This window comes from Streptomyces olivaceoviridis (genome assembly GCF_014650115.1).
GTDB lineage: Bacteria > Actinomycetota > Actinomycetes > Streptomycetales > Streptomycetaceae > Streptomyces > Streptomyces olivaceoviridis.
Window position 1 is genome coordinate 148882 of the sequence record NZ_BMUI01000007.1, and the last position, 19058, is coordinate 167939.

Here is a 19058-nt window from a genome sequence, read left to right on the forward strand (position 1 = left end):
GATGGGTCAGGGCTTGTACTCGGCGTGAGGGATGGCGACGGCCCAGAGCAGGTCTCGCAGCCGGATGCACTCGGCCACGGTGTGAGGGTCTTCCACGATCTCTGACCCGAGAACTCGGCCTTCAGGATCGAAGTGCCCCACGGCAAGAAGGCGGTCGTCGTACAGCCACCAGTCGTTCCCTCCCACGGGGAAGGCAACCCCTTCCGGCAGCCGGTGCCTCGGAAGCCATCGGATGTCCTCGCCGATCTCGATGTTGAGGTGCGTGAGCGAGTGCTCCCAAGTGACGTACTGGCTGTGGGGCTCGGTGACCACGCGAACGCGACGGACCGTCTTGCCCTCACCCGTGACGCGCTTCATCAGCGTCGTCCAGTCATCGAGCCACGAGTAGTCGTCGGGTTCGCCACGCTTCCATCGGGCGTACGGCGTGTCCTCGATGGGAGACCCGTAGTCGTCTCGCAGCTCCAGATGGAAGGCATCACGCTCGAACTGGTTGAACAGCTCGTCACGCTGTGCGGGGCTGATCAGGTCCACTGTCTTCCTCCAGCAGGGCCGTGATCGAGGACTTGGGGACCTCGATGCAGGTCTCATAGTCGGGCATGCGCATCTGGCTCAGGGCTTCAGCGTCGTGCATTTCCGGGCCTTGAAGGACGCAGGTCCCCTGTTCAGTGACGATCTTGATCGGGTCGTTGTACTTCTTGATCTCGCCAGTGGGGAGCCCGTCCTTGGTCAGGTGCTCGAACAGCTCAGTCGGCACCTCGATGACGGTCTGACCGTCCGGCACGTCGAGACGCATGAGGAGTTCGTTCGCATACACCTTCCAACCTTGGATGACGTAGGTGTCCTGGTCGCTGGCGTACAGGGTGGGGCTGTCTCCCGGGGTGGAGTTCTTCCCAAGGAACCGTAGCTGCATGGTTGCTCTCCCGTCCGCTTCCTTGCGCCGGATTGCGCGACAAGACGATGGTCGCGAGGTCGTTCGAGCCCGTCAATCGGCTTGCTGCAAACTGGCGCAATCTCCTTGGGACTTGGGCGACAGCGCCTCTACGTTCGTCTTCGGACCCAGCCTGCTGAGGCAGCACCGAGGGGAGAATCGTGGTGGCCAGCGTGATCCGAGAGCCTGAGACGACCAGAGAACACCTCGAAGTTGACTGGTTCAGGGACACCATCACCGTGATTCAGCTCATGGACCTCTCCCGGTCGACCCGAGCGGACATCGACGCCAGGACGGCCGAGTGCATCAGGCACCTGGAAGAACTGTTGGTCGTAGACCTGGGCGCGGACCAGGACGACGAGGTGATGGAGCTGTTCCGCCGGGCGTACAGGCACCTCGACTTGTCCAGCCGTCCGACGCCGGCCACCCCCGCCTACGACGCATTTGCCTATATGCGAGACACGGCGACTGTCACCTTCGAACTGCTGAAGGTCTACGTGACGAAGAACGAGGGCCAGGACCAGTGAGCGTCAAAGCCGTACTCCGCTTCGTGAAGTACAAGATCACCCGAGACCCCGACGGAGAGAGGACCTGGCGGGCCCGCTGCGTCTCGGGGGACGAAGAGGAGTGTGGAGCCGAGTCCATGGTGTTCGGCGGCGACGAGGACCCTACCGACTGGATGGCCGAGCACGCCAAGGAAACGGGCCACACACGCTTCGAGCGCACCTACAAGGATTACGCCCTGGTGGAGAAGGTGGAGTAGTGGCAAGCCGACCGAGCAGGCCGATGAGTTGGGGCTGGTGCGTCCTCGGCCGGCACTGGGCGATGGTCGTTTTCATAGGCCCGGTCGAGTCGGACGGCATGCAAGCCCCCGTACACGCCTGTGAAGGCTGCTGCGCATACATGCGGAACTTCGTACGCAACTACAACAGGCATCGAGACAGGCAACCGGCCTAAAAGCTCCCGCCCATCTGCCTCCCCCGACGGATGGGCGGGGTTCAACGCCCACCCCCGGCCTGGGACGTCACGGTCGGGGCCGGGGGTGGGTCAGCAAGTGCACATCAGATCAGAGGAAGAAGGGACTTCCGAATGACTGTGGCACCCGAAAGGCCCGTCTCCCTGCTCCAGGGCAGGGACCTGGTGTCGCCCGAGCTGTTCGCGCGCCTGGTGGACTTCTGCGCCGAGGAGTACGGACACGAACGGTCGATGGCCGACCGCATCATGAACGAGGCCCTGGCGTTCATCGACGTCATGGGCAAGACCGGTGAGGGCATGTCCCCCTCTCAGATCGTTGACCCCGGCTGGCACACCTTCATGCTCCACACCGAGGAGTACGCCGCCTTCTGCACGGAGCAGTACGGCCGGTTCATCCACCACGCCCCGAAGAGCCGCTACCGGGACAAGGCAACGATGGTCGACGTTGTGGCCAAGATCCGCGCCCACGGCTACGAGGTGGACGAGTCCCTGTGGGGCACCAAGGCCGACTGCAACGAACCGACGTGCTGCGGCGACGGCCCGTGCTGCTGAGGCCGGCCGCTGTCAGTGCCAGCCGCTAGAGTCCGGCCCTCACGATCCGGAACTCTAGGTATAAAAGGGGAATTTCATGGCAACTGCCGAAGGAGCGAAGGGTCGGGGCCGTTTCACGGCCTTCTCCATGTTCGGACCCGTCTTCGGCTACGCGAGCACTCTTGTAGATGACCAACAGGTTGCCTACGTCGGTCCTCTGACCCCCGGAATCGAGTGGCGCCTGCTCTGGCGAGTGGCAGAGAGGTGCTGTCGGGCGGGAGAAGGGGAAGTGGCACACGCCCGGTGGATCATCACCCAGGCGAACCGCGCGTTCATCTGCGGCAGTGACGTCGTCGTGAAGCTCTCCGACTCCGATTGGGAGATGGAGCCTGGTGGTCGACTCGTGGAACTCGGCGCCCCCTGGTGCAACCAGGACGTTTTGGTCACCGGCAACCTCACAGTGCCGGACCTCACCGCCGAGCAGATCGCCCCGAAGTTCACCTACTACCCGCAGTACGCGGGATGACGCCCCGACCACTCTCGCTCTCGCAAAGGTCGAGTGGCCGAGGCGCCTGGCTCCCCACCACCATCAGATGAAGGGAACTCGCCTATGAGGGTAGACCTTCCGGCGACAACACCGGGGCCTGATCCGCCGGGCGGTCCTCCACCGGCCCGGCCGCAAGGTACCCAGCACAAGCCCCGCTGAGCCGCCCTCTGGGCATCAGCCTCGGAAGGAGTGAATTAGGCTCCATGACTGCCAATGGGACGCCGCCGTGTCCCGGAGGCCAGAAACCCCCCGCAGTTCGGATGCGGGGGGTTTCTCCATTGTGACGCCTGCCAGAAGTCAGGAACGCTTTGCTTGCTAGAGCAGTGCGCGGAACGGGTTCTCTTCGAGCGGTTTGGGCCGCTCGGTCACGGAAACCGGCGTGCGAACCAACCTCTTCGGTTCTGGCGCTGGCTCCGGGGCCTGCGTCGGTTCCGGACGATAGGCGTCCAGACGGACAACCCTTGCGCGGTTCTGTTCACGCTCCGCGCTGGCCGGCTGCGGCTCAGCGTGACGGGAAGTGTCCCGGTTCCTGTTGCTGTCCGTGCTGGCCGGCTGTGCCGCAGAGTCACCGGAACTGTCACCGCGGATTGAGAAAACGGTGGCCGGTCGGCCCGTCTTCCCCGACCGCTCCACAGTCACGACGATTCCCGGCAGGGCGCGAACCTCAGCGGCCGTCGCCCCGACGAACGGGAGAACCTGAGAGGACATGGCCCGACCGCCGTGCATCTCGATCCGGGCCCGGACCTTGTCAGCGAGACTGAGTGGCTGTCGCTTCACCTTCGGAGAGGTAGCCCTCCCGGTGATGCGTACGGCGTCCTGCACCGACCGCCGAACCAGAGTGAACGCGGCAGACAGCATCTCTCCCTTAATCGTCTCGGAGCACTCAGAAGCGGCGAGACAGGCCGCAACCCTCAGCGTCTGTTCTGCCGTCCGTTCGATGAATACGGCCTGAGCTTCCGGCAGTGCCTCACCGAGGACGCGCGCATAGCGCCGTACGATCCGCCACAAGGGCCGGGCGTCCTCCCCGAGCGTGATCACACGGGGCCGGGCAGTGGCCCAGCCGTAGGCGTCGGACAGCTCCCACCCGTCCACCTTCGGCAGGGTCACCCGGTCGTCATCGAGCATCGGCACGGAGCCGAGCAGAAACGGCAGGATGCGGTTGTACGAGCCTCCCGCTGCTTCCGACTCGCCCACGTATTTGGTCCAGTCGGACGGGGTGATGTGCGCGTGCAGGACCATAGCGGGATCGCGGACTTCCTGGGCTTCATCCTTGGTGGTGTTGCGGAGAGTTGCGCCGTCCCAGGCAGCACGGAGCTTGGTGGTGAACGACGGGTCACGCTTGACCCGCTTCAGTACCTCGGTCCATTCCTCCTCGATCACGACCGTCCGCACATCCCGACCGTGTTCGGTCTCGGCCGTGGCTTCCTGCTGGTCCCACAAATGGTTGACCATGCTGGCCCCGGAAGTGATCCCGGACGTGGTGTGCGTGGCCAGGAAGCGGCCCAGGGAAGCGTCCAGCACGTGATGCGCGGCCCGCAGCGCGGTTCCCTTCCCCCTGCCTGTACCGGCTACGAGGGCGGACCACAGCAGCACGGGGCGAGCGTTGCCACGGGATGACACCTTGACCGTGCCGCCGATAGCGGCCGACCACATCGACAGGGCGGCCACGTACACCCCCAGCGCATCCGTTTCCAGGAACGGCGTGATCTTGCGAACCGCGCGACCGATCGGACCGTACAAAACAGGGGCGCTCATGCTGCCTGCGCTTTCTGGGAGTTGATTTGGTGGTGGGCGCGGACGGGTCGCCACCGGCCCCCGTCCTTGATGACTGCCTGGGGGTGCTTCTTGTTCTTGGGGCAGAGCGGTAGCACGTCGCCCCCGTCGGCCGGGATCACCACGGCCTTGCACTGCGTTTCCCTGGTCTGCCCGACCTGAGCCGACCGCTTCACAGCGGCCAGGGTGAACGGGTCATCGCTGACGATTCCCATCCGGCGCCTGCCGTTCGGGGTTGTCCAGATCACCCAGCTACCGGGTGCGTAGTCGCGCTTGCTCGGTTTGCTTCCCGCTCCGTATCCGGTGGCGTTCTTCCACACACTCAGATCAGTGGGCCGGGGGTGACGGCCGCAGTCAGCGGCCGTCACTGTGGGCGCGGCGGTTAGGCCGCTGCCACTTTTCCCTCCGACGCGTCCCGGTGCGTCAGTTCGTAGGCGTGCCGCACATGCATAGGGATGCGTCCCTTGGTGGGGATGGAGTAGCCGTTCTCTCGTGCCCACGTCCGCACGGCACGGTTACGTTCACGCTCACTCATCCCGGAACGGTCGACCTTGGCAGGCTCCGGAAGCGGGTCACCACCATCCAACTCACCCGAGCGAACAGCCGACTTGAAACGTCCCGGTTCCCGCACATCCATCACAGGGATGCCACGCTCGGACGCGTCCCGCAGTTTGGTGGCATTCCGGTCGCCACCCTCACCCAGGATCAGCAGGACCGTGCTGTCATCGGCACGACCGACCACCTCATAGCCCATGCGGCGAACGGCTTCACGAGCGTCCGTCCAGTCGTAACCGGGAACCTCACCAGCGATCATCACGGACCGAACAGGCTCAGGCTCACAGGCCACAGCGTCAGTTGCACTGACGCTATCTCCATCAATGGCAGGTGCAGGGTCAGACTCCACCACGGGCGCCGCTTCCGGCTCCGAGACAGGCTCAACACCCGGTGCAGGCTCAGACTCAGTCGGTACACCCTTGACAGTTTCAGGCACCCCAAGAGTGTCCATCAGATATCTGCCGAACGTGATGTCGTGTTCCAAGCAAAGGTCCCAGGAATGCCGTCCCAGTGTCAGGGTTCCGGTCGCTTCCACCTCCGACCCGTCACGGGCTATGTGGGCGTCGCAGTAGCTCTTTTCGACGGGAACCAGGATGGTACGACGCATGGCGCTGCATTCCTTTTCTGAGGCGGAAGTCTTAGCGAGTGTCCGGAGCGTTGCTCTGACGGCCTTCCCGCTTGCTTCTATTCTCCTCCACCCCTATCACGGAACGGTAACTGACATACAACTGGCGCATTACTAAATTGTTTATAACCCCGGGGGTAATGCGTAAATTCATTGAGAAAGGACCCACCGGGGGTGCCTTCCTTCTATCGCGTTCGCCAATCAAAATATCGCCCTCTCTGCGCCGCCTGCCGGTCAATGACCGGGCGTCAGAGTTGGTCGATCAGGCTGCATCACCCTGGTTGACTGCGACATGAATCGACTCGGTTAGGGCTAACAGGTCATCGCGGAGTTCCTGGAGCATGTCGGTCTGGATTGATCCGGGCAATGGGAAGTCCTCACTCCAGACCCGGTCGTACCACCTGTCGAACTTTTTGAATATTTCCACGGAAAGTGAACGGATGGGATCATGGGCAACCATTTCGAAGTCCATGGCCGCAATATTTAGCTCTTCACGGGTGGCTACGGACTGATAGCTCAATGGACCGTCGTAAGGGTCCGCGTCTTGGTCGCCGCGTAGAATCTCGGCCTCGAACTCCGACGTGGCTCGGATTGCGGCCTTTAAGTGAGCCCAAAACACCTGGTATCCGGCAATTAGCTTGACGTGCTCCAGATGTTCGGTCATGTAGCCGTTCGACAAGGGACTCAGGTTGGCCTTGTACTGCCGCATAGCCTTTCGGTCAATAGCCGAGTGTGGAGAATCAAAGCGGGTGTGGCACGTCGGACACAAGGCGATCAAGTTCTCAAACTCGTGCCGCTTTACCTTGCGCCATGGCTCAATGTGAGCGATCTCCACTGGAGTGGTGCGGCACGTGGGAATCGCGCATCGGTGTCCAGCTTCGACCAGCACGCGTCGCCTCAGGTCACGAGGCACGGCATCTCGCTTTGCACCCATAGCATCGATGCTAGCTGCGGGGACTGACACTCCGTCCGGTCCCCGACTGTCTTGCAGTGGTCTTGCCGCACTCGAAGCAGCCTGCAAGGTCATGTCGGTAGCGGCCAGGCCAAACCTGCACCGTGCTGGTCAGTTGCCAGCCGATGTGCACGGCGAACTCCACTAGGCAGTCGGGGCATTGGTCCTCAGCCGACGGGCACTCGACACCGGCTGTGTGATGGCCGTCGTGAGCACCTGTGGCGCCCGCCTTCACTGCCCGTCGGGCGCTCACTTGGCGTCCCCCTCGAAGGTCCAGCCAAGGCGCTTCATGCCTTCTGCGGTGAGCCCCAGCGACCCGGCAAGGTGTCGGAACTCCATCTGATGCGTACTGGTGGCCGTGCCATCGAGGATCTTGCCGAAGTAGGTGAGCATCACGGCTACGGTCGGGATGAACGACTCGTCCCACATGGCGGCTTGTGGGGACTCCCACCACTGTTGCCACTGCTCCCGTTCAGCCTCCGTCCAGTCTCTGACGGCCGGCATGTTGGGCACGGGCAGTCCGTGGTCGGAAGGAAGCTCCACCACACTCTTGTATCGAGAATGAGGACTGTTCGGGTTTCTGAACTTCGGCATCTCATCACCTCTCAAACAAAACAAAGGCCCCCTGCTACATACAGAGGGCCGGTTCAGCAACAATTGTCAGGCGGCATCTTCCTCAGGCGGTGCGACGAAGTCTCCGAACTCAGCCCGGTTGCCTCGGTACTGGTCGATGAGGCCCAGATCCTTGGCGCTGTCGAAAGTGAGTCGGCCATCCGAAGTGGTCCGCCAGGCGTTCACCTCTTCGCCCAGGGCGCCAGAGAATCCGCGCCACTTGGGCCGGATCAGCTCTCCCCCGGTTGTAGCCCACAGGAAGCGGCTGACGCCGCCTGCCAATTGAGCGCGCGCCGCTTCCGCCTTGGCGATTGCTGCCCGGTACTGCTTCAGTGCACGCTCAGAATGCTCGAACCCCTGGCGGGCCAGCTCCGGCAGTTCCTTCACGATGGCCTCTGTTACTGCGGATTCGGCCTGATCGAGAGCACGGGCCAGGGCAGGCTCTACCCGCTCATACTCCTTGACCCTGGAACGGGCCTCGGCCAGATACTCATCCCGATCGGGAAGCGGTCGGCCGCCGGCTACGGCCTGCATCTCCTGCTCCCTGAGTTCCCTATCCGCCCTGCGCAATGCGGGAACGTAGTAATCACGCGACACGCGTCCGTGACTGTCGCCGATGTACTGGCGAGCACAGTCCGCATTCTCCGTTCTGTACTTGCGATGGCGTTCCTCCAGCTCATCACGCTTGCGAATCAATTCCAGAGTCTCGTCAGAGAGCTGAAACGCAGACAGGTCAAACCCCTTGTACATGATGTTCATAGGTGGTGCTCCTGGATATCAGTTCCGGCCGGACAGAAGGTCGTCGAGGTGGCCCGCACGCCGAGCCTGGGCGATCTGCTCCGGCGACATGTGGGCGAGATCAGCCCGGGTGTACTGCGCCGGTTGGGTCTCTCGCATGGCCCGAAGAATCTCGTCACGGATCATTGCCCGCATCGGGTCATCGGTCATCGTTCTTCTCCTTGGCTTCGGTGCATCTCGGCAAGCTGAATCGCTCGGGCAGAGTTCTCATCCCCTCCGGCCTGTTCCACCAGGGCAAGCAGCGGCACACACAGGCTGCGGCTAACGCGGATGAGCGTTCGCAGATTCGGGGAGGTCTCCCCAGACTCCCACCGGTACACGGTGGAGGGGGCGACCATGATTTCACCCGCCAGTTCCTCGACAGACAGGCCGAGAGCGAGACGACGGGTAGTGAAGTAATGGCGATTGAATATGGGGACTCCTGTTGATCATTGGCAGACAAGCGAAAAAGTGAGGTGGCTGCGCGCCAGCCTTGGCCGCGCTCCGACGCGAGGAGTTTTCCTCCCACACCCTGCCCGGGGAGGAAAAGCCGCAGGGGCTGAGCAAGGCCGAGGAATACTCGACAGTATCAACGGCCCAAGCCGGAGATTCGAACAGCGACGAGCGGGAGCGAGGAAGCGGTATTCACCTCCCAAGAAGAAGCGGGCGCCTTCAGGAGCGCCCGCCTGCTTCAACTAAATGAATCCCACACATACAGAAAACCGCCCCCTTCAGAGGGGGGCGGCCTGCTGAACTTCTCAACACTTGTGAACCCGGCCCCTCGGCCGGGGCCACTTACTGAAGTAACCGATACACCCAGCCCAGGCTTATAGGAGAAAGTGCGTTTTCGCAGGTCAGGGGGTTGGTGCCGGTCCTGTGAGGAACGCTTGATCATCTGCCTGCCTGTCCTCGGTGTAGAGGTCCAACCAGAACTGCGGTCCCGATGATGCGGGGACACGCACCGGCTTCTTGCGCAAGGTGGCCGCTCCCATTTCGCCATGCGCCCCGCACCGCTTGGGGTCGTCGGGTTGATGACCGCCGCCGCGCACTTCGTAGCCGAGCAGGACACACCGCGCGTTGGCCTCCTGTGCTGCGATTCCGGCCTTCTTCAGCTTCCCGATCTGCTTACGCACCCCGCTGTCTTTGATGCTCAGTAGTCGTTCCAGCTCCTCCGGACCGAATTCCGCGTGACCGTACCTGTCTGCTCTGGCGACGGCGAACAGGAGGAGTCTCAGGTCCGTGCTGATGCCCGTGTCCTGTGCTGCCTTGAATGCCGCTGACTGGCTCAGTCCGAACCATGGGCCCCGGCCCGGTGGCTGTACGGCAGGAGTCGGGTCGTACTCCTCATCCCACGGCGGAATCAAGCGGCCCCCTCCGGCCGGTAGACCTTGGCAAAGTGGTAGCTCACTCGGCCCCCTGGGCGTCCAGCCAGCGATCCAGGTCGGCGGGGCGGCATCGAAGCGACTGCCCTACCTTCCGGAACGGGATCTGTTCGGCCTTCCAGTTCCCGTACACCCACGACCGGGGCTTGTTCAGGTACACGGCCACGTCGTCCACGGTCATGAGCTTGGTCAATGCGTCTCCCTTGCGGGCCGGTGGGCGGCGCTTCCGCCCGTTGCTGTCCGGCGCACTTTCAGATTGCCCTCCCCCGAACCAGTTGCGTCAAGTTCGGAGTCGGTGACCATCACCACACTGCCGAACATATGGCAGCAAGTTCGGTAGCGGGTATGGTGGCTCCCGTGAACACACCGAAACCACACGACGCGAGCCCGCAGTGGCAGCGCGAGGGAACAGAGATCTTCTGGCGAGAGGTCCACGGGCCTTGGCTGGTCGAAGCGCGCTGTCCCGTCGCCGCCCCCTTCACCGGGCCGTCCCAGTTGACGATCCGGCTCAACATCGGCGGACCGGACGAAGACGAGATCGTCCGGCTCATGGATCAGGCTCTAGAGACCGACGGCATCCCCGCCACCTTGCTGCGGCAGATCCCGCTGGCGGAGATCAAGGCTGGAGCCCGTGCGGCGCTCGCCCAGCAGGAAGACAGGGCGATGAACGACCCGTACCCCGTTCCGGCTCGCTGCCGGACCGAGGAGGACTACACGCTTCTCGTCGCGGAGCTGGTCCGGATGCGTGCGACCGGTACGACCGCGCCCCAGCGGGAGCTGGCCGGCCGTCTGGGCATCGGCAAGGCCACCATGTCCGAGCGCATCAAACGATCTAAAGAACTCGGGCTGTGGGACGGCCAGAAGCTCACCGAAAAGGCGTCCTCGATCCTCACCCAGTGGCACCAGGACCAGGAAGGCGACTGACACCTTGGCAAAGCGCGGTAACGGTCTCGGGGGGACTCCGGTGGAGATCCCGCGCAAGGGCAGACCGAACACCTGGGGTGTGCGCACCCCGCTCCACTTCGACAAGGCGCAGGGCAAGAAGATCCGTTACTGGATCGGCCGGGACTACCCGACCAAGACCGCAGCAGAAAGGGCGCTGCGGGAGTGGCACAACAACTACGAGGCGGGCAAGATCGCGGCCCGCTCTGACATGAAGCTGGGTGACTGGCTCGACAAGTGGCTGTCGAATCTCAGGAAGGAGGGGACGACCGTGGCCGGGTACGAGACGAAGATCCGTCTGCACATCAAGCCGCACATCGGCTGTGTGAAGCTGTGTGAGGTCACCGACGACACGCTTGATGATCTGTACCGGCTGCTGGAGACGGCCCCGTGCCCGACCAACAAGGACAAGCCGCTCGGCGCGAAGAGCGTCCGGCACATTCACAACATCCTGTCCGGCGCTCTCGGGGCTGCTGTGCCCAAGCTGATTCCCGCCAACCCGGCGGCATCGGCTCACCCGCCCACAGCGCGGGAGATACGGGCGCAGGAACAGAAGTACCCCACCGTGGACGACGGTCAGACGGCCCGCTTCCTGGCAGCCGTATGGGAGCCGTGCGGGAACCGTGCCTGTGATGGTGGCCTGACCCATCACTGTCTTCGTGATGCTCCGCTGTGGACCGTCTACGCCGCAACCGGCGTGCGGCGCAGTGAGGCACTGGGGATGAAGTGGTCTCTGATCCACTGGGAAGAGGGAGCCATCGAACTGGGCTGGGTCGTGGTCGAAGAGGGCAACACCTACCGCCTCCGGAAGCTGACCAAGGACGGTGACGACAACGCGCTGATCTACGTGGACCAGAGCGTCATGAACGTTCTGAAGTGGCAGAAGGAGCGGCAGGACGCCGAGCGTGCACGTCTCGGCTCCGCCTGGGTCGATCATGACCTTGTGTTCGCCCGGGACGGCTTCAAGCTCTACCGGGGCGAGGCAGGGGGCCCGCAGGACCCGGAGAAGGTGTCTGCGCGGTGGCGCACCCTGCGCACCCGCCTGCACCTGCCTGAGGACTTCCGGATTCACGACTGGAGGCACAGCAAGGTCACGAACGATCTGGAGGCCGGAGAGAACCCGGTAGAGGTCTCCGCCAACGTCCGGCACCACTCGCCGGGCTACACCATGGCCCGGTACGGCCACTCTCGTAAGGACGGAGCGCGCCGACTGGCCGCCTCCGGTGCGGGCCGACTCGGCCTGTCATCCCTGGTCTGACCTGGGGAGTCTCCAGGCTGTTGGTCACGCCACAGTCCTGGAAAGCAGAAAACCCCTGATGAACAGGGGTCTCAGCTAGTGTCCGAGGGGGGACTTGAACCCCCACGCCCGATAAAGGGCACTAGCACCTCAAGCTAGCGCGTCTGCCATTCCGCCACCCGGACCAGGTGTCTGCCGCCTTGCGGGGTGTGTTCCGCCCGGCGACATGGACAACAATACCAAGGTTTCGGAGTGCGTTTCACCTGCGTATCCGTCCGCGGGGACGAGGCGGACGCCGGATTGCCGACGGTATACAGTCCGCGAGATCCTGTGTGCCGAGCGTGAGAGTCAGGGCATGAGCTGGTACTCCGGGAAGTTCCCGGGCAGCCGCTCCCCCGCCGCGCCCCGCGTCACCGCCCGGACCAGGAGCTCACCGCCGACGAACGCGCCGCGCCAGGACGCGCCGAACCCGCCGAACAGCTCGTCCCGGTCGCCGCGGGAGCGCGGGACGCCGTGTCCGGTCTTGAAGGCGCGGATCTGGGGGGCGAGCCGGTCGTAGGCGGCCCGGTCGTCCGTGGCGAGCGTGGCCACCAGCGCGCCGTTGGACGCGTTCATCGCGGCCAGCAGCTCGGCCTCGGTGTCGACGAGGACGATCGTGTCGACCGGCCCGAAGGGCTCGGCGTGGTGCAGCGGGGAGGACGGCGGCGGACCGAGCAGGGTGACCGGGTGGACGTAGGCGGAGGTGTCCTGGCCCGGCAGGAAGCGCGCCTCGTCCGGCCGGCCCCGGTACAGCGGTACGGCACCCCGGTCCACGGCCTCGGCCACCTGGTCGGTCAGCTCCTTGGCCTTGGCCGCGTTGATCAGGGGCCCGAAGTCCAGCTCGGGGAGCGGATCGGCCGGGTCCGCCACGGCGAGCGGGTGGCCCACGCGGACGGCCCGGACCGCCGGCAGATAGGCGGCGAGGAACGCGTCGAAGAGGGAGCGCTGGACGACGAAGCGCGGATAGGCGGTGCAGCGCTGTTTGCCGTAGTCGAAGAGCCGGGGGACGACGGCGGTGAGCGCCGCCCAGTCGGAGAAGTCCCAGATGCCCCAGGTGTTCAGGCCCTGTTGTTCCAGGACGTGCCGTTTGCCCAGGTCGGCGACGGCTGTGGCGACGGCCGCGCCGGTGTCGCGGCCCCCGACGAAGGAGACGCAGCCGATCTCCGGCGCCCGCACCAGCGCCTGGTTCAGCTCGCGCCCGCTGCCGCCGACCAGGGTCAGGGGCACCCCCTCGCGGGCGGCCAGCGCCGCGGCGAGGGTGAGGCACGCCACGCCGCCGTCGGTCGGGGTCTTGGCGATGACCGCGTTGCCGGCCAGCGCCTGCACGAGCGCGGCGTGCGCGAGCACGCTCATCGGGTAGTTCCAGCTGGCGATGTTCGACACGGGCCCGTCCAGTGGGGCCCGGCCCGCGAGCATCGGTTCGATCCCGTCGACGTACCAGCGCACGCCGTCGATCGCCCGGTCCACGTCCGCGAGCGCGAGCCGCCAGGGCTTGCCGATCTCCCAGACGAGCAGCAGGGCGAGCAGTTCGCGGTGCTCGGCGAGCGCGTCCAGGGTGGCGGCGACGCGGGCCCGCCGTTCGGGCAGCGGGACGTGCCGCCAGGCGCGGTGCTGATCGAGGGCGGCGCGTACGGCCTGGTGGGCGGTGTCGCCGTCCAGGCGGGGGGCGCCGGCGATGGGGGTGCCGTCGACGGGGGTGGTCGCGGGCAGTGTCCGGCCGTCGGGGTGCCAGACACCGGCCCACAGATTGCCGGCGCCCTGCTCCCGGAAGGCCTCGGGGGCGACCGTGAGACAGCGCTGCCAGGCGTCGGCGTAGGAGGTGCCGGGTTTGAGGAGTGCGACGGGAGGAGGGGTCGGGAGCTGCGGGGTGAGGGTGGGTGACATGCGTGGTCTCCGCTCTCGCTGCGTGGGGATGGGGGGTGCGGGGAGGTACCTGCCGTTTCTCGGATGCCGGCGGCGCGGGGAGCACGCGCCCCGGCTCAGCTCCGCCGCAGCGTCTCCAGCACCGCCCGGGCCGTCTCCGTGGGGGTGCGGCCCACCCGCACCCCGGCCGCCTCCAGGGCCTCCCGCTTGGCGCGGGCGGTGCCGGTGGAGCCGGAGACGATGGCGCCGGCGTGGCCCATGGTCCGGCCCTCGGGCGCGGTGAACCCGGCGATGTAGCCGACGACGGGCTTGGTGACGTGGTCGCGGACGTAGGCGGCGGCCCGTTCCTCCGCGTCGCCGCCGATCTCCCCGATCAGGACGATCAGTTCGGTGTCGGGGTCGTCCTGGAACGCGGCCAGGCAGTCGATGTGGCTGGTGCCGACGACGGGGTCACCGCCGATGCCGACGCAGGTGGAGAAGCCGGTGTCGCGCAGTTCGTACATGAGCTGGTAGGTGAGGGTGCCCGATTTGGAGACCAGGCCGATACGGCCGGGCTTGGCGATGTCGGCGGGGATGATGCCCGCGTTCGACCGGCCCGGGGAGATCAGGCCGGGGCAGTTGGGTCCGATGATCCGCGTGCCCCGCTGCCGCGCGTACGCGGTGAAGGCGACGGTGTCGTGGACCGGGATGCCCTCGGTGATGACGACGGCCAGCGGGATCCGGGCGTCGGCGGCCTCGGTGACGGCCGCCTTGGCGAAGGCCGGCGGGACGAAGACGACGCTGACGTCGGCGCCGGTCGCGCGCAAGCCGTCGGCGACCGAGCCGAAGACGGGCAGCGGGTGCCCGTCGACGTCGACGGTACGGCCGGCCTTGCGCGGGTTGACCCCGCCGACGACGTTCGTGCCGGCCGCGAGCATCCGGCGGGTGTGCTTCATCCCCTCGGCGCCGGTCATGCCCTGGACGAGGATCCTGCTCTCCGTGGTGAGGTGGATGGCCATGTCCCGGCTCCTCAGGCGGTGTGGGCGAGTTCGGCGGCCCGGCGGGCGGCGCCGTCCATGGTGGCGACCTGTTCGACCAGTGGATGCGCCCGTGCGTCGAGGATCGCCCGGCCGCGCGCGGCGTTGTTGCCGTCGAGGCGCACGACGAGCGGCTTGGTGGGCCGGACCCGGTCGACCGCCGCCAGGATGCCGTCGGCGACGGTGTCGCACGCGGTGATCCCGCCGAAGACGTTGACGAGGACGCTCCGCACGGCGGGGTCGGCGAGCACCACGGAGAGCGCGTCGGCCATGACCTCCGCCGAGGCCCCGCCGCCGATGTCGAGGAAGTCGGCGGGGCGGGCGCCGCAGCCGGCGACCACGTCCAGGGTCGACATGACGAGGCCGGCACCGTTGCCGATGATCCCGACCTCGCCGTCGAGCTTGACGTAGTGGAGCCCGCGGGCGGCGGCCTCGGCCTCCAGCGGATCGAGCTCCTCCGTGTCCTCCTCTCCCCAACGGGTCTGCCGGAAGCGGGCGTTGTCGTCCAGGGTGACCTTGCCGTCGAGGGCGAGGACGTGCCCCTGGGCGGTGCGCACCAGCGGGTTGACCTCGACCAGCAGGGCGTCCTCGGCGACCAGCACCTGCCACAGCCGGACGAGGACGTCGGCGGTCCGCGGCGGCAGCCCGGCGGCGCTCGCGATCTCGCCGGCCTTGGCGGAGGTGACGCCCTCGGCCCGGTCGACCGGGACGCGCGCCACGGCCTCCGGGTGGTGCGCGGCCACCTCCTCGATGTCCACCCCGCCCTGCGCACAGGCGATGGCGACGAAGCCGCCGGCCGCGCGGTCCAGGACGTAGGAGACGTAGAACTCCTCGGCGATGTCGACCGGTTCGGCCAACATCAGGGTGCGGACGCGATGGCCGTTGATGGCCGTGCCGAGCATCTGGCGGGCCGTCAGTTCGGCGGCGGCCGGGTCGGCGACGAGCCGGACCCCGCCCGCCTTGCCGCGCCCGCCCGTCTTCACCTGTGCCTTGACCACGGCCCGGCCGCCGAGCCGCCGGGCGATCTCCCGCGCCTCCTTGGGCGACCGGGTGACCTCGGCCCGCGGCACCGGGATGCCATGGTCCTGGAAGAGCTGTCGTGCCTGGTGTTCGTACAGGTCCATGCCGGCTCCTGTCTGCGGGAATCATCGCGCGCGCTCCGGTGACTGGAATCGCCCGGACACCGATGACCGAAAACTGTGTACGCCCCCTGGACACCACCCACGGGATGCGGGATAACAAGCTTCATACAGTATTCGTCGACTGTATGCAATCTACTGCATACAGCACCTCCCACTGTACGCACCCCCTGCACTCCCATGCCCCGCGAGCCGCGCAAACTCCTATGAAAGGGACGGGACTTCGCCATGCCCGACGACACCCAGGACGTGATCTCCGGTGGCCATCTCGTTGCCAAGGCGCTGAAGGCCGAAGGCGTCGACCGCATCTACACCCTGTGCGGCGGCCACATCATCGACATCTACGACGGCTGCGTGGACGAGGGGATAGAAGTCGTCGACGTCCGCCACGAGCAGGTCGCCGCGCACGCCGCCGACGGCTACGCCCGCATCACCGGCAAGCCGGGCTGCGCGGTGGTCACCGCGGGGCCCGGGACGACCGACGCCGTCACCGGGGTCGCCAACGCCTTCCGCGCCGAGTCCCCGATGCTGCTGATCGGCGGCCAGGGCGCGCTCACCCAGCACAAGATGGGGTCCCTCCAGGACCTGCCGCACGTCGACATGATGGCGCCGATCACCAAGTTCGCGGCGGCGGTGCCGGACACGGCACGCGCGGCGGACATGGTGTCGATGGCCTTCCGCGAGTGCTACCACGGCGCACCCGGCCCCTCCTTCCTGGAGATCCCCCGGGACGTCCTCGACGCGAAGGTGCCGGTCGCCAAGGCCCGTGTCCCGCGGGCCGGTGCCTACCGGGCCTCGACCCGCTCGGCCGGCGACCCGGAGGCCGTCGAGAAGCTCGCCGACCTGCTCGTCCACGCCGAGAAACCGGCGATCCTGCTGGGCAGCCAGGTGTGGACGACCCGGGGCACCGAGGCCGCCGTCGAGCTGGTGCGCACGCTGAACGTCCCGGCGTACATGAACGGCGCCGGACGCGGCACGCTCCCGCCGGGCGACCCCCACCACTTCCAGCTCTCCCGCCGGTACGCCTTCTCCAACGCCGACGTCATCGTCATCGTCGGCACCCCGTTCGACTTCCGCATGGGGTACGGCAAGCGCCTCTCCCCCGACGCCACGGTCGTGCAGATCGACCTCGACTACCGCACCGTCGGCAAGAACCGCGACATCGGACTGGGCATCGTCGGCGACGCGGGCCTGGTCCTGAAGTCGGTGACGGAGGCCGCGTCCGGGCGGCCTGGCGGCGGTGCGGCCAAGCGCAAGGAGTGGCTGGACGAACTGCGCGCGGCCGAGCAGTCGGCGATCGAGAAGCGGCTGCCGCAACTGCGGTCCGACGCCTCCCCGATCCACCCGTACCGGCTGGTCAGCGAGATCAACGACTTCCTGACCGAGGACTCGGTCTACATCGGCGACGGCGGCGACATCGTCACCTTCTCCGGGCAGGTCGTCCAGCCCAAGTCGCCCGGCCACTGGATGGACCCGGGCCCCCTCGGCACCCTCGGCGTCGGCATCCCCTTCGTGCTCGCCGCCAAGCAGGCCCGCCCCGACAAGGAGGTGGTCGCCCTGTTCGGGGACGGCGCCTTCTCCCTCACCGGCTGGGACTTCGAGACCCTGGTCCGCTACGACCTCCCGTTCGTCGGGATCGTCGGCAACAACTCCTCGATGAACCAGATCCGTTACGGCCAGGCCGCCAAGTACGGCAAGGACCGCGAACGGGTCGGCAACACCCTCGGCGACGTCCCGTACGACAAGTTCGCGCAGATCCTCGGCGGCTACGGCGAGGAGGTCCGCGACCCCGCCGACATCGGCCCCGCCCTGCGCCGGGCCCGCGAGTCCGGCAAGCCGTCGCTGATCAACGTCTGGGTCGACCCGGACGCGTACGCCCCCGGAACCATGAACCAGACCATGTACAAGTGAGGTGGCCCGCATGACTGGAACGCCCACCAAGGCCCTGGCCGGCATCCGCGTCCTGGACATGACCCACGTCCAGTCCGGGCCGTCCGCCACCCAGTTGCTCGCCTGGCTCGGCGCCGACGTCGTCAAGCTGGAGGCACCGACCGGCGACATCACCCGCAAGCAGCTGCGGGACCTGCCGGACGTCGACTCCCTGTACTTCACGATGCTCAACTGCAACAAGCGGAGCATCACGCTGAACACCAAGACCGAGCGCGGCAAGGAGATCCTCACCGAGCTGATCCGGCGCTCGGACGTCATGGTCGAGAACTTCGGGCCGGGCGCGGTCGACCGGATGGGGTTCACCTGGGACCGCATCAAGGAGATCAACCCCCGGATCGTCTACGCCTCCATCAAGGGGTTCGGGGACGGCCCGTACACCGGCTTCAAGGCGTACGAGGTCGTCGCGCAGGCCATGGGCGGGTCGATGTCGACCACCGGTTTCGAGGACGGGCCGCCGCTGGCGACGGGGGCCCAGATCGGGGACTCGGGGACGGGTGTGCACGCCGTGGCGGGCATTCTCGCGGCGCTCTTCCAGCGCGAGCGGACCGGGCGCGGGCAGCGGGTCAACGTGGCCATGCAGCACGCGGTCCTCAACCTGTGCCGGGTGAAGCTGCGGGACCAGCAGCGCCTGGCGCACGGGCCGCTCGCCGAATACCCCAACGAGGACTTCGGCGAGGAGGTCCCCCGCTCGGGGAACGCGTCCGGCGGCGGTCAGCCGGGCTGGGCGGTGCGGTGCGCGCCGGGCGGTCCGAACGACTACGTGTACGTCATCGTCCAGCCCGTCGGCTGGAAGCCGATCACCGAGCTCATCGGCCGGCCCGAACTCGCCGAGGACCCCGAGTGGGCGACCCCGGAGGCCCGGCTGCCGAAGCTGAACAAGATGTTCCAGCTGATCGAGGAGTGGTCGGCGACGCTCCCCAAGTGGGAGGTGCTGGAGCGGCTGAACACGCACAACATCCCGTGCGGCCCGATCCTGTCCACGAAGGAGATCATCGAGGACGCCTCGCTCGCCGCCAACGAGATGGTGGTCCGCGTCCCGCACCCCGAGCGCGGCGAGTTCGTGACCGTCGGCAGCCCGCTCAAGCTCTCCGACTCCCCCGTGGAGGTGACCGGCTCACCCCTGCTCGGCGAGCACAACGAAGAGGTCTACGTCGGCGAACTGGGCCTCGGCGACGAGGAGCTGCGCCTGCTGAAGTCGAACGGGGTGATCTGACG

General features: G+C 66.6%; 23 protein-coding genes, 1 tRNA gene and 1 pseudogene. 8 read left to right on the top strand and 17 right to left on the bottom strand.

The features are described from left to right. Positions 1-6 precede the first annotated feature (6 nt). Positions 7-531 carry a DUF6879 family protein gene (locus IE273_RS15905; protein WP_189815829.1) on the bottom strand — a complete coding sequence of 175 codons (525 nt, stop codon included), beginning with the start codon at positions 529-531 and terminating at the stop codon, positions 7-9. Next, on the bottom strand, positions 503-910 hold the full coding sequence (locus IE273_RS15910; protein WP_189815830.1) for a hypothetical protein: 408 nt from the start codon (positions 908-910) through the stop codon (positions 503-505). Before IE273_RS15910 ends, IE273_RS15905 begins: the two co-directional genes overlap by 29 nt. A 182-nt stretch (positions 911-1092) precedes the next feature. Here IE273_RS15910 and IE273_RS15915 point away from each other — a divergent pair, with 182 nt between their 5' ends. The 4 genes from IE273_RS15915 to IE273_RS43515 all read left to right on the top strand — a co-directional run bounded on the left by IE273_RS15915 (position 1093) and on the right by IE273_RS43515 (position 2960). Then, the gene (locus IE273_RS15915; RefSeq protein WP_189815831.1) at positions 1093-1455 is read left to right on the top strand and encodes a hypothetical protein; all 363 of its coding nucleotides are present in this window, start codon (positions 1093-1095) and stop codon (positions 1453-1455) included. Beyond that, complete coding sequence (locus IE273_RS15920; RefSeq protein WP_189815832.1) at positions 1452-1691, top strand: DUF7848 domain-containing protein; 240 nt, start codon at positions 1452-1454, stop codon at positions 1689-1691. The genes IE273_RS15915 and IE273_RS15920 overlap by 4 nt, the downstream gene beginning before the upstream one ends. 326 nt (positions 1692-2017) lie before the next feature. After that, positions 2018-2455, top strand: coding sequence for a glycine-rich domain-containing protein (locus IE273_RS15925; protein ID WP_189815833.1), 438 nt, complete (start codon positions 2018-2020; stop codon positions 2453-2455). A gap of 268 nt (positions 2456-2723) precedes the next feature. Beyond that, positions 2724-2960, top strand: coding sequence for a hypothetical protein (locus tag IE273_RS43515; RefSeq protein ID WP_229887243.1), 237 nt, complete (start codon positions 2724-2726; stop codon positions 2958-2960). Positions 2961-3296: 336 nt separating this feature from the next. Here IE273_RS43515 and IE273_RS15935 read toward each other — a convergent pair whose 3' ends face one another. The 11 genes and pseudogenes from IE273_RS15935 to IE273_RS15980 form a co-directional block, all read right to left on the bottom strand. Continuing rightward, the gene (locus IE273_RS15935) at positions 3297-4736 is read right to left on the bottom strand and encodes a DUF3987 domain-containing protein (protein WP_189815835.1); all 1440 of its coding nucleotides are present in this window, start codon (positions 4734-4736) and stop codon (positions 3297-3299) included. Beyond that, on the bottom strand, positions 4733-5074 hold the full coding sequence (locus IE273_RS15940) for a hypothetical protein (protein WP_229887244.1): 342 nt from the start codon (positions 5072-5074) through the stop codon (positions 4733-4735). The genes IE273_RS15935 and IE273_RS15940 overlap by 4 nt, the downstream gene beginning before the upstream one ends. A 62-nt stretch (positions 5075-5136) precedes the next feature. Next, positions 5137-5916: an Lsr2 family DNA-binding protein gene (locus tag IE273_RS15945; protein ID WP_189815836.1), complete on the bottom strand. Its 780-nt coding sequence runs from the start codon at positions 5914-5916 to the stop codon at positions 5137-5139. 280 nt (positions 5917-6196) lie between these two features. Further along, positions 6197-6643, bottom strand: a complete 447-nt coding sequence (locus IE273_RS15950) for a hypothetical protein (protein ID WP_229887245.1) — start codon at positions 6641-6643, stop codon at positions 6197-6199. Positions 6644-6664: 21 nt separating this feature from the next. Beyond that, positions 6665-6961, bottom strand: a pseudogene (locus tag IE273_RS45135) (HNH endonuclease); the annotation flags it as partial. 174 nt (positions 6962-7135) lie between these two features. Further along, complete coding sequence (locus IE273_RS15955) at positions 7136-7480, bottom strand: phage terminase small subunit (protein ID WP_229887246.1); 345 nt, start codon at positions 7478-7480, stop codon at positions 7136-7138. A gap of 66 nt (positions 7481-7546) precedes the next feature. Continuing rightward, the gene (locus tag IE273_RS15960; RefSeq protein ID WP_189815838.1) at positions 7547-8257 is read right to left on the bottom strand and encodes a hypothetical protein; all 711 of its coding nucleotides are present in this window, start codon (positions 8255-8257) and stop codon (positions 7547-7549) included. Between the two features lie 18 nt (positions 8258-8275). After that, complete coding sequence (locus IE273_RS15965; RefSeq protein ID WP_189815839.1) at positions 8276-8446, bottom strand: hypothetical protein; 171 nt, start codon at positions 8444-8446, stop codon at positions 8276-8278. Next, the gene (locus IE273_RS45140) at positions 8443-8709 is read right to left on the bottom strand and encodes a helix-turn-helix domain-containing protein (RefSeq protein WP_189816025.1); all 267 of its coding nucleotides are present in this window, start codon (positions 8707-8709) and stop codon (positions 8443-8445) included. Before IE273_RS45140 ends, IE273_RS15965 begins: the two co-directional genes overlap by 4 nt. Positions 8710-9129: 420 nt before the next feature. Further along, positions 9130-9639, bottom strand: coding sequence for a hypothetical protein (locus IE273_RS15975; RefSeq protein ID WP_189815840.1), 510 nt, complete (start codon positions 9637-9639; stop codon positions 9130-9132). Positions 9640-9679: 40 nt separating this feature from the next. Continuing rightward, positions 9680-9850, bottom strand: a complete 171-nt coding sequence (locus tag IE273_RS15980; protein ID WP_229887247.1) for a helix-turn-helix domain-containing protein — start codon at positions 9848-9850, stop codon at positions 9680-9682. Positions 9851-10014: 164 nt separating this feature from the next. Between IE273_RS15980 and IE273_RS15985 the strand changes: the two genes are divergently transcribed. Together IE273_RS15985 and IE273_RS15990 are read left to right on the top strand one after the other, a co-directional pair. After that, the gene (locus IE273_RS15985; RefSeq protein WP_189815841.1) at positions 10015-10581 is read left to right on the top strand and encodes a helix-turn-helix domain-containing protein; all 567 of its coding nucleotides are present in this window, start codon (positions 10015-10017) and stop codon (positions 10579-10581) included. 40 nt (positions 10582-10621) lie between these two features. Next, positions 10622-11857 (top strand): tyrosine-type recombinase/integrase, encoded by a 1236-nt coding sequence (locus tag IE273_RS15990; protein ID WP_189815842.1) that lies wholly within the window; start codon positions 10622-10624, stop codon positions 11855-11857. A 79-nt stretch (positions 11858-11936) separates the two neighbouring features. Here IE273_RS15990 and IE273_RS15995 read toward each other — a convergent pair. From IE273_RS15995 to sucC, 4 genes are all read right to left on the bottom strand, one after another. Beyond that, a tRNA-Leu gene (locus tag IE273_RS15995) sits at positions 11937-12021 on the bottom strand. Between the two features lie 163 nt (positions 12022-12184). Beyond that, a complete protein-coding gene (locus IE273_RS16000) occupies positions 12185-13759 on the bottom strand; it encodes an aldehyde dehydrogenase family protein (RefSeq protein WP_189815843.1) in 1575 nt (524 codons plus the stop codon). A 95-nt stretch (positions 13760-13854) separates the two neighbouring features. Then, positions 13855-14736, bottom strand: coding sequence for a succinate--CoA ligase subunit alpha (sucD, locus tag IE273_RS16005; RefSeq protein WP_189815844.1), 882 nt, complete (start codon positions 14734-14736; stop codon positions 13855-13857). Positions 14737-14747: 11 nt separating this feature from the next. Continuing rightward, positions 14748-15878 carry an ADP-forming succinate--CoA ligase subunit beta gene (gene sucC / locus IE273_RS16010; RefSeq protein ID WP_189815845.1) on the bottom strand — a complete coding sequence of 377 codons (1131 nt, stop codon included), beginning with the start codon at positions 15876-15878 and terminating at the stop codon, positions 14748-14750. A 243-nt stretch (positions 15879-16121) separates the two neighbouring features. Here sucC and IE273_RS16015 point away from each other — a divergent pair, with 243 nt between their 5' ends. Beyond that, complete coding sequence (locus IE273_RS16015; protein ID WP_189815846.1) at positions 16122-17804, top strand: thiamine pyrophosphate-binding protein; 1683 nt, start codon at positions 16122-16124, stop codon at positions 17802-17804. Between the two features lie 10 nt (positions 17805-17814). Further along, positions 17815-19056, top strand: coding sequence for a formyl-CoA transferase (gene frc, locus IE273_RS16020; RefSeq protein WP_189815847.1), 1242 nt, complete (start codon positions 17815-17817; stop codon positions 19054-19056). Positions 19057-19058 lie beyond the last annotated feature (2 nt).

Bases quoted from the DNA above. Each gene is read 5' to 3' on its own strand.
- IE273_RS15910 (WP_189815830.1), bottom strand. From the start codon at position 910: ATGCAGCTACGGTTCCTTGGGAAGAACTCCACCCCGGGAGACAGCCCC.
- IE273_RS15925 (WP_189815833.1), top strand. From the start codon at position 2,018: ATGACTGTGGCACCCGAAAGGCCCGTCTCCCTGCTCCAGGGCAGGGAC.
- IE273_RS15935 (WP_189815835.1), bottom strand. From the start codon at position 4,736: ATGAGCGCCCCTGTTTTGTACGGTCCGATCGGTCGCGCGGTTCGCAAG.
- IE273_RS15945 (WP_189815836.1), bottom strand. From the start codon at position 5,916: ATGCGTCGTACCATCCTGGTTCCCGTCGAAAAGAGCTACTGCGACGCC.
- IE273_RS15950 (WP_229887245.1), bottom strand. From the start codon at position 6,643: ATGCGGCAGTACAAGGCCAACCTGAGTCCCTTGTCGAACGGCTACATG.
- IE273_RS15955 (WP_229887246.1), bottom strand. From the start codon at position 7,480: ATGCCGAAGTTCAGAAACCCGAACAGTCCTCATTCTCGATACAAGAGT.
- IE273_RS15960 (WP_189815838.1), bottom strand. From the start codon at position 8,257: ATGAACATCATGTACAAGGGGTTTGACCTGTCTGCGTTTCAGCTCTCT.
- IE273_RS15965 (WP_189815839.1), bottom strand. From the start codon at position 8,446: ATGACCGATGACCCGATGCGGGCAATGATCCGTGACGAGATTCTTCGG.
- IE273_RS16000 (WP_189815843.1), bottom strand. From the start codon at position 13,759: ATGTCACCCACCCTCACCCCGCAGCTCCCGACCCCTCCTCCCGTCGCA.
- sucD (WP_189815844.1), bottom strand. From the start codon at position 14,736: ATGGCCATCCACCTCACCACGGAGAGCAGGATCCTCGTCCAGGGCATG.
- sucC (WP_189815845.1), bottom strand. From the start codon at position 15,878: ATGGACCTGTACGAACACCAGGCACGACAGCTCTTCCAGGACCATGGC.
- IE273_RS16015 (WP_189815846.1), top strand. From the start codon at position 16,122: ATGCCCGACGACACCCAGGACGTGATCTCCGGTGGCCATCTCGTTGCC.
- frc (WP_189815847.1), top strand. From the start codon at position 17,815: ATGACTGGAACGCCCACCAAGGCCCTGGCCGGCATCCGCGTCCTGGAC.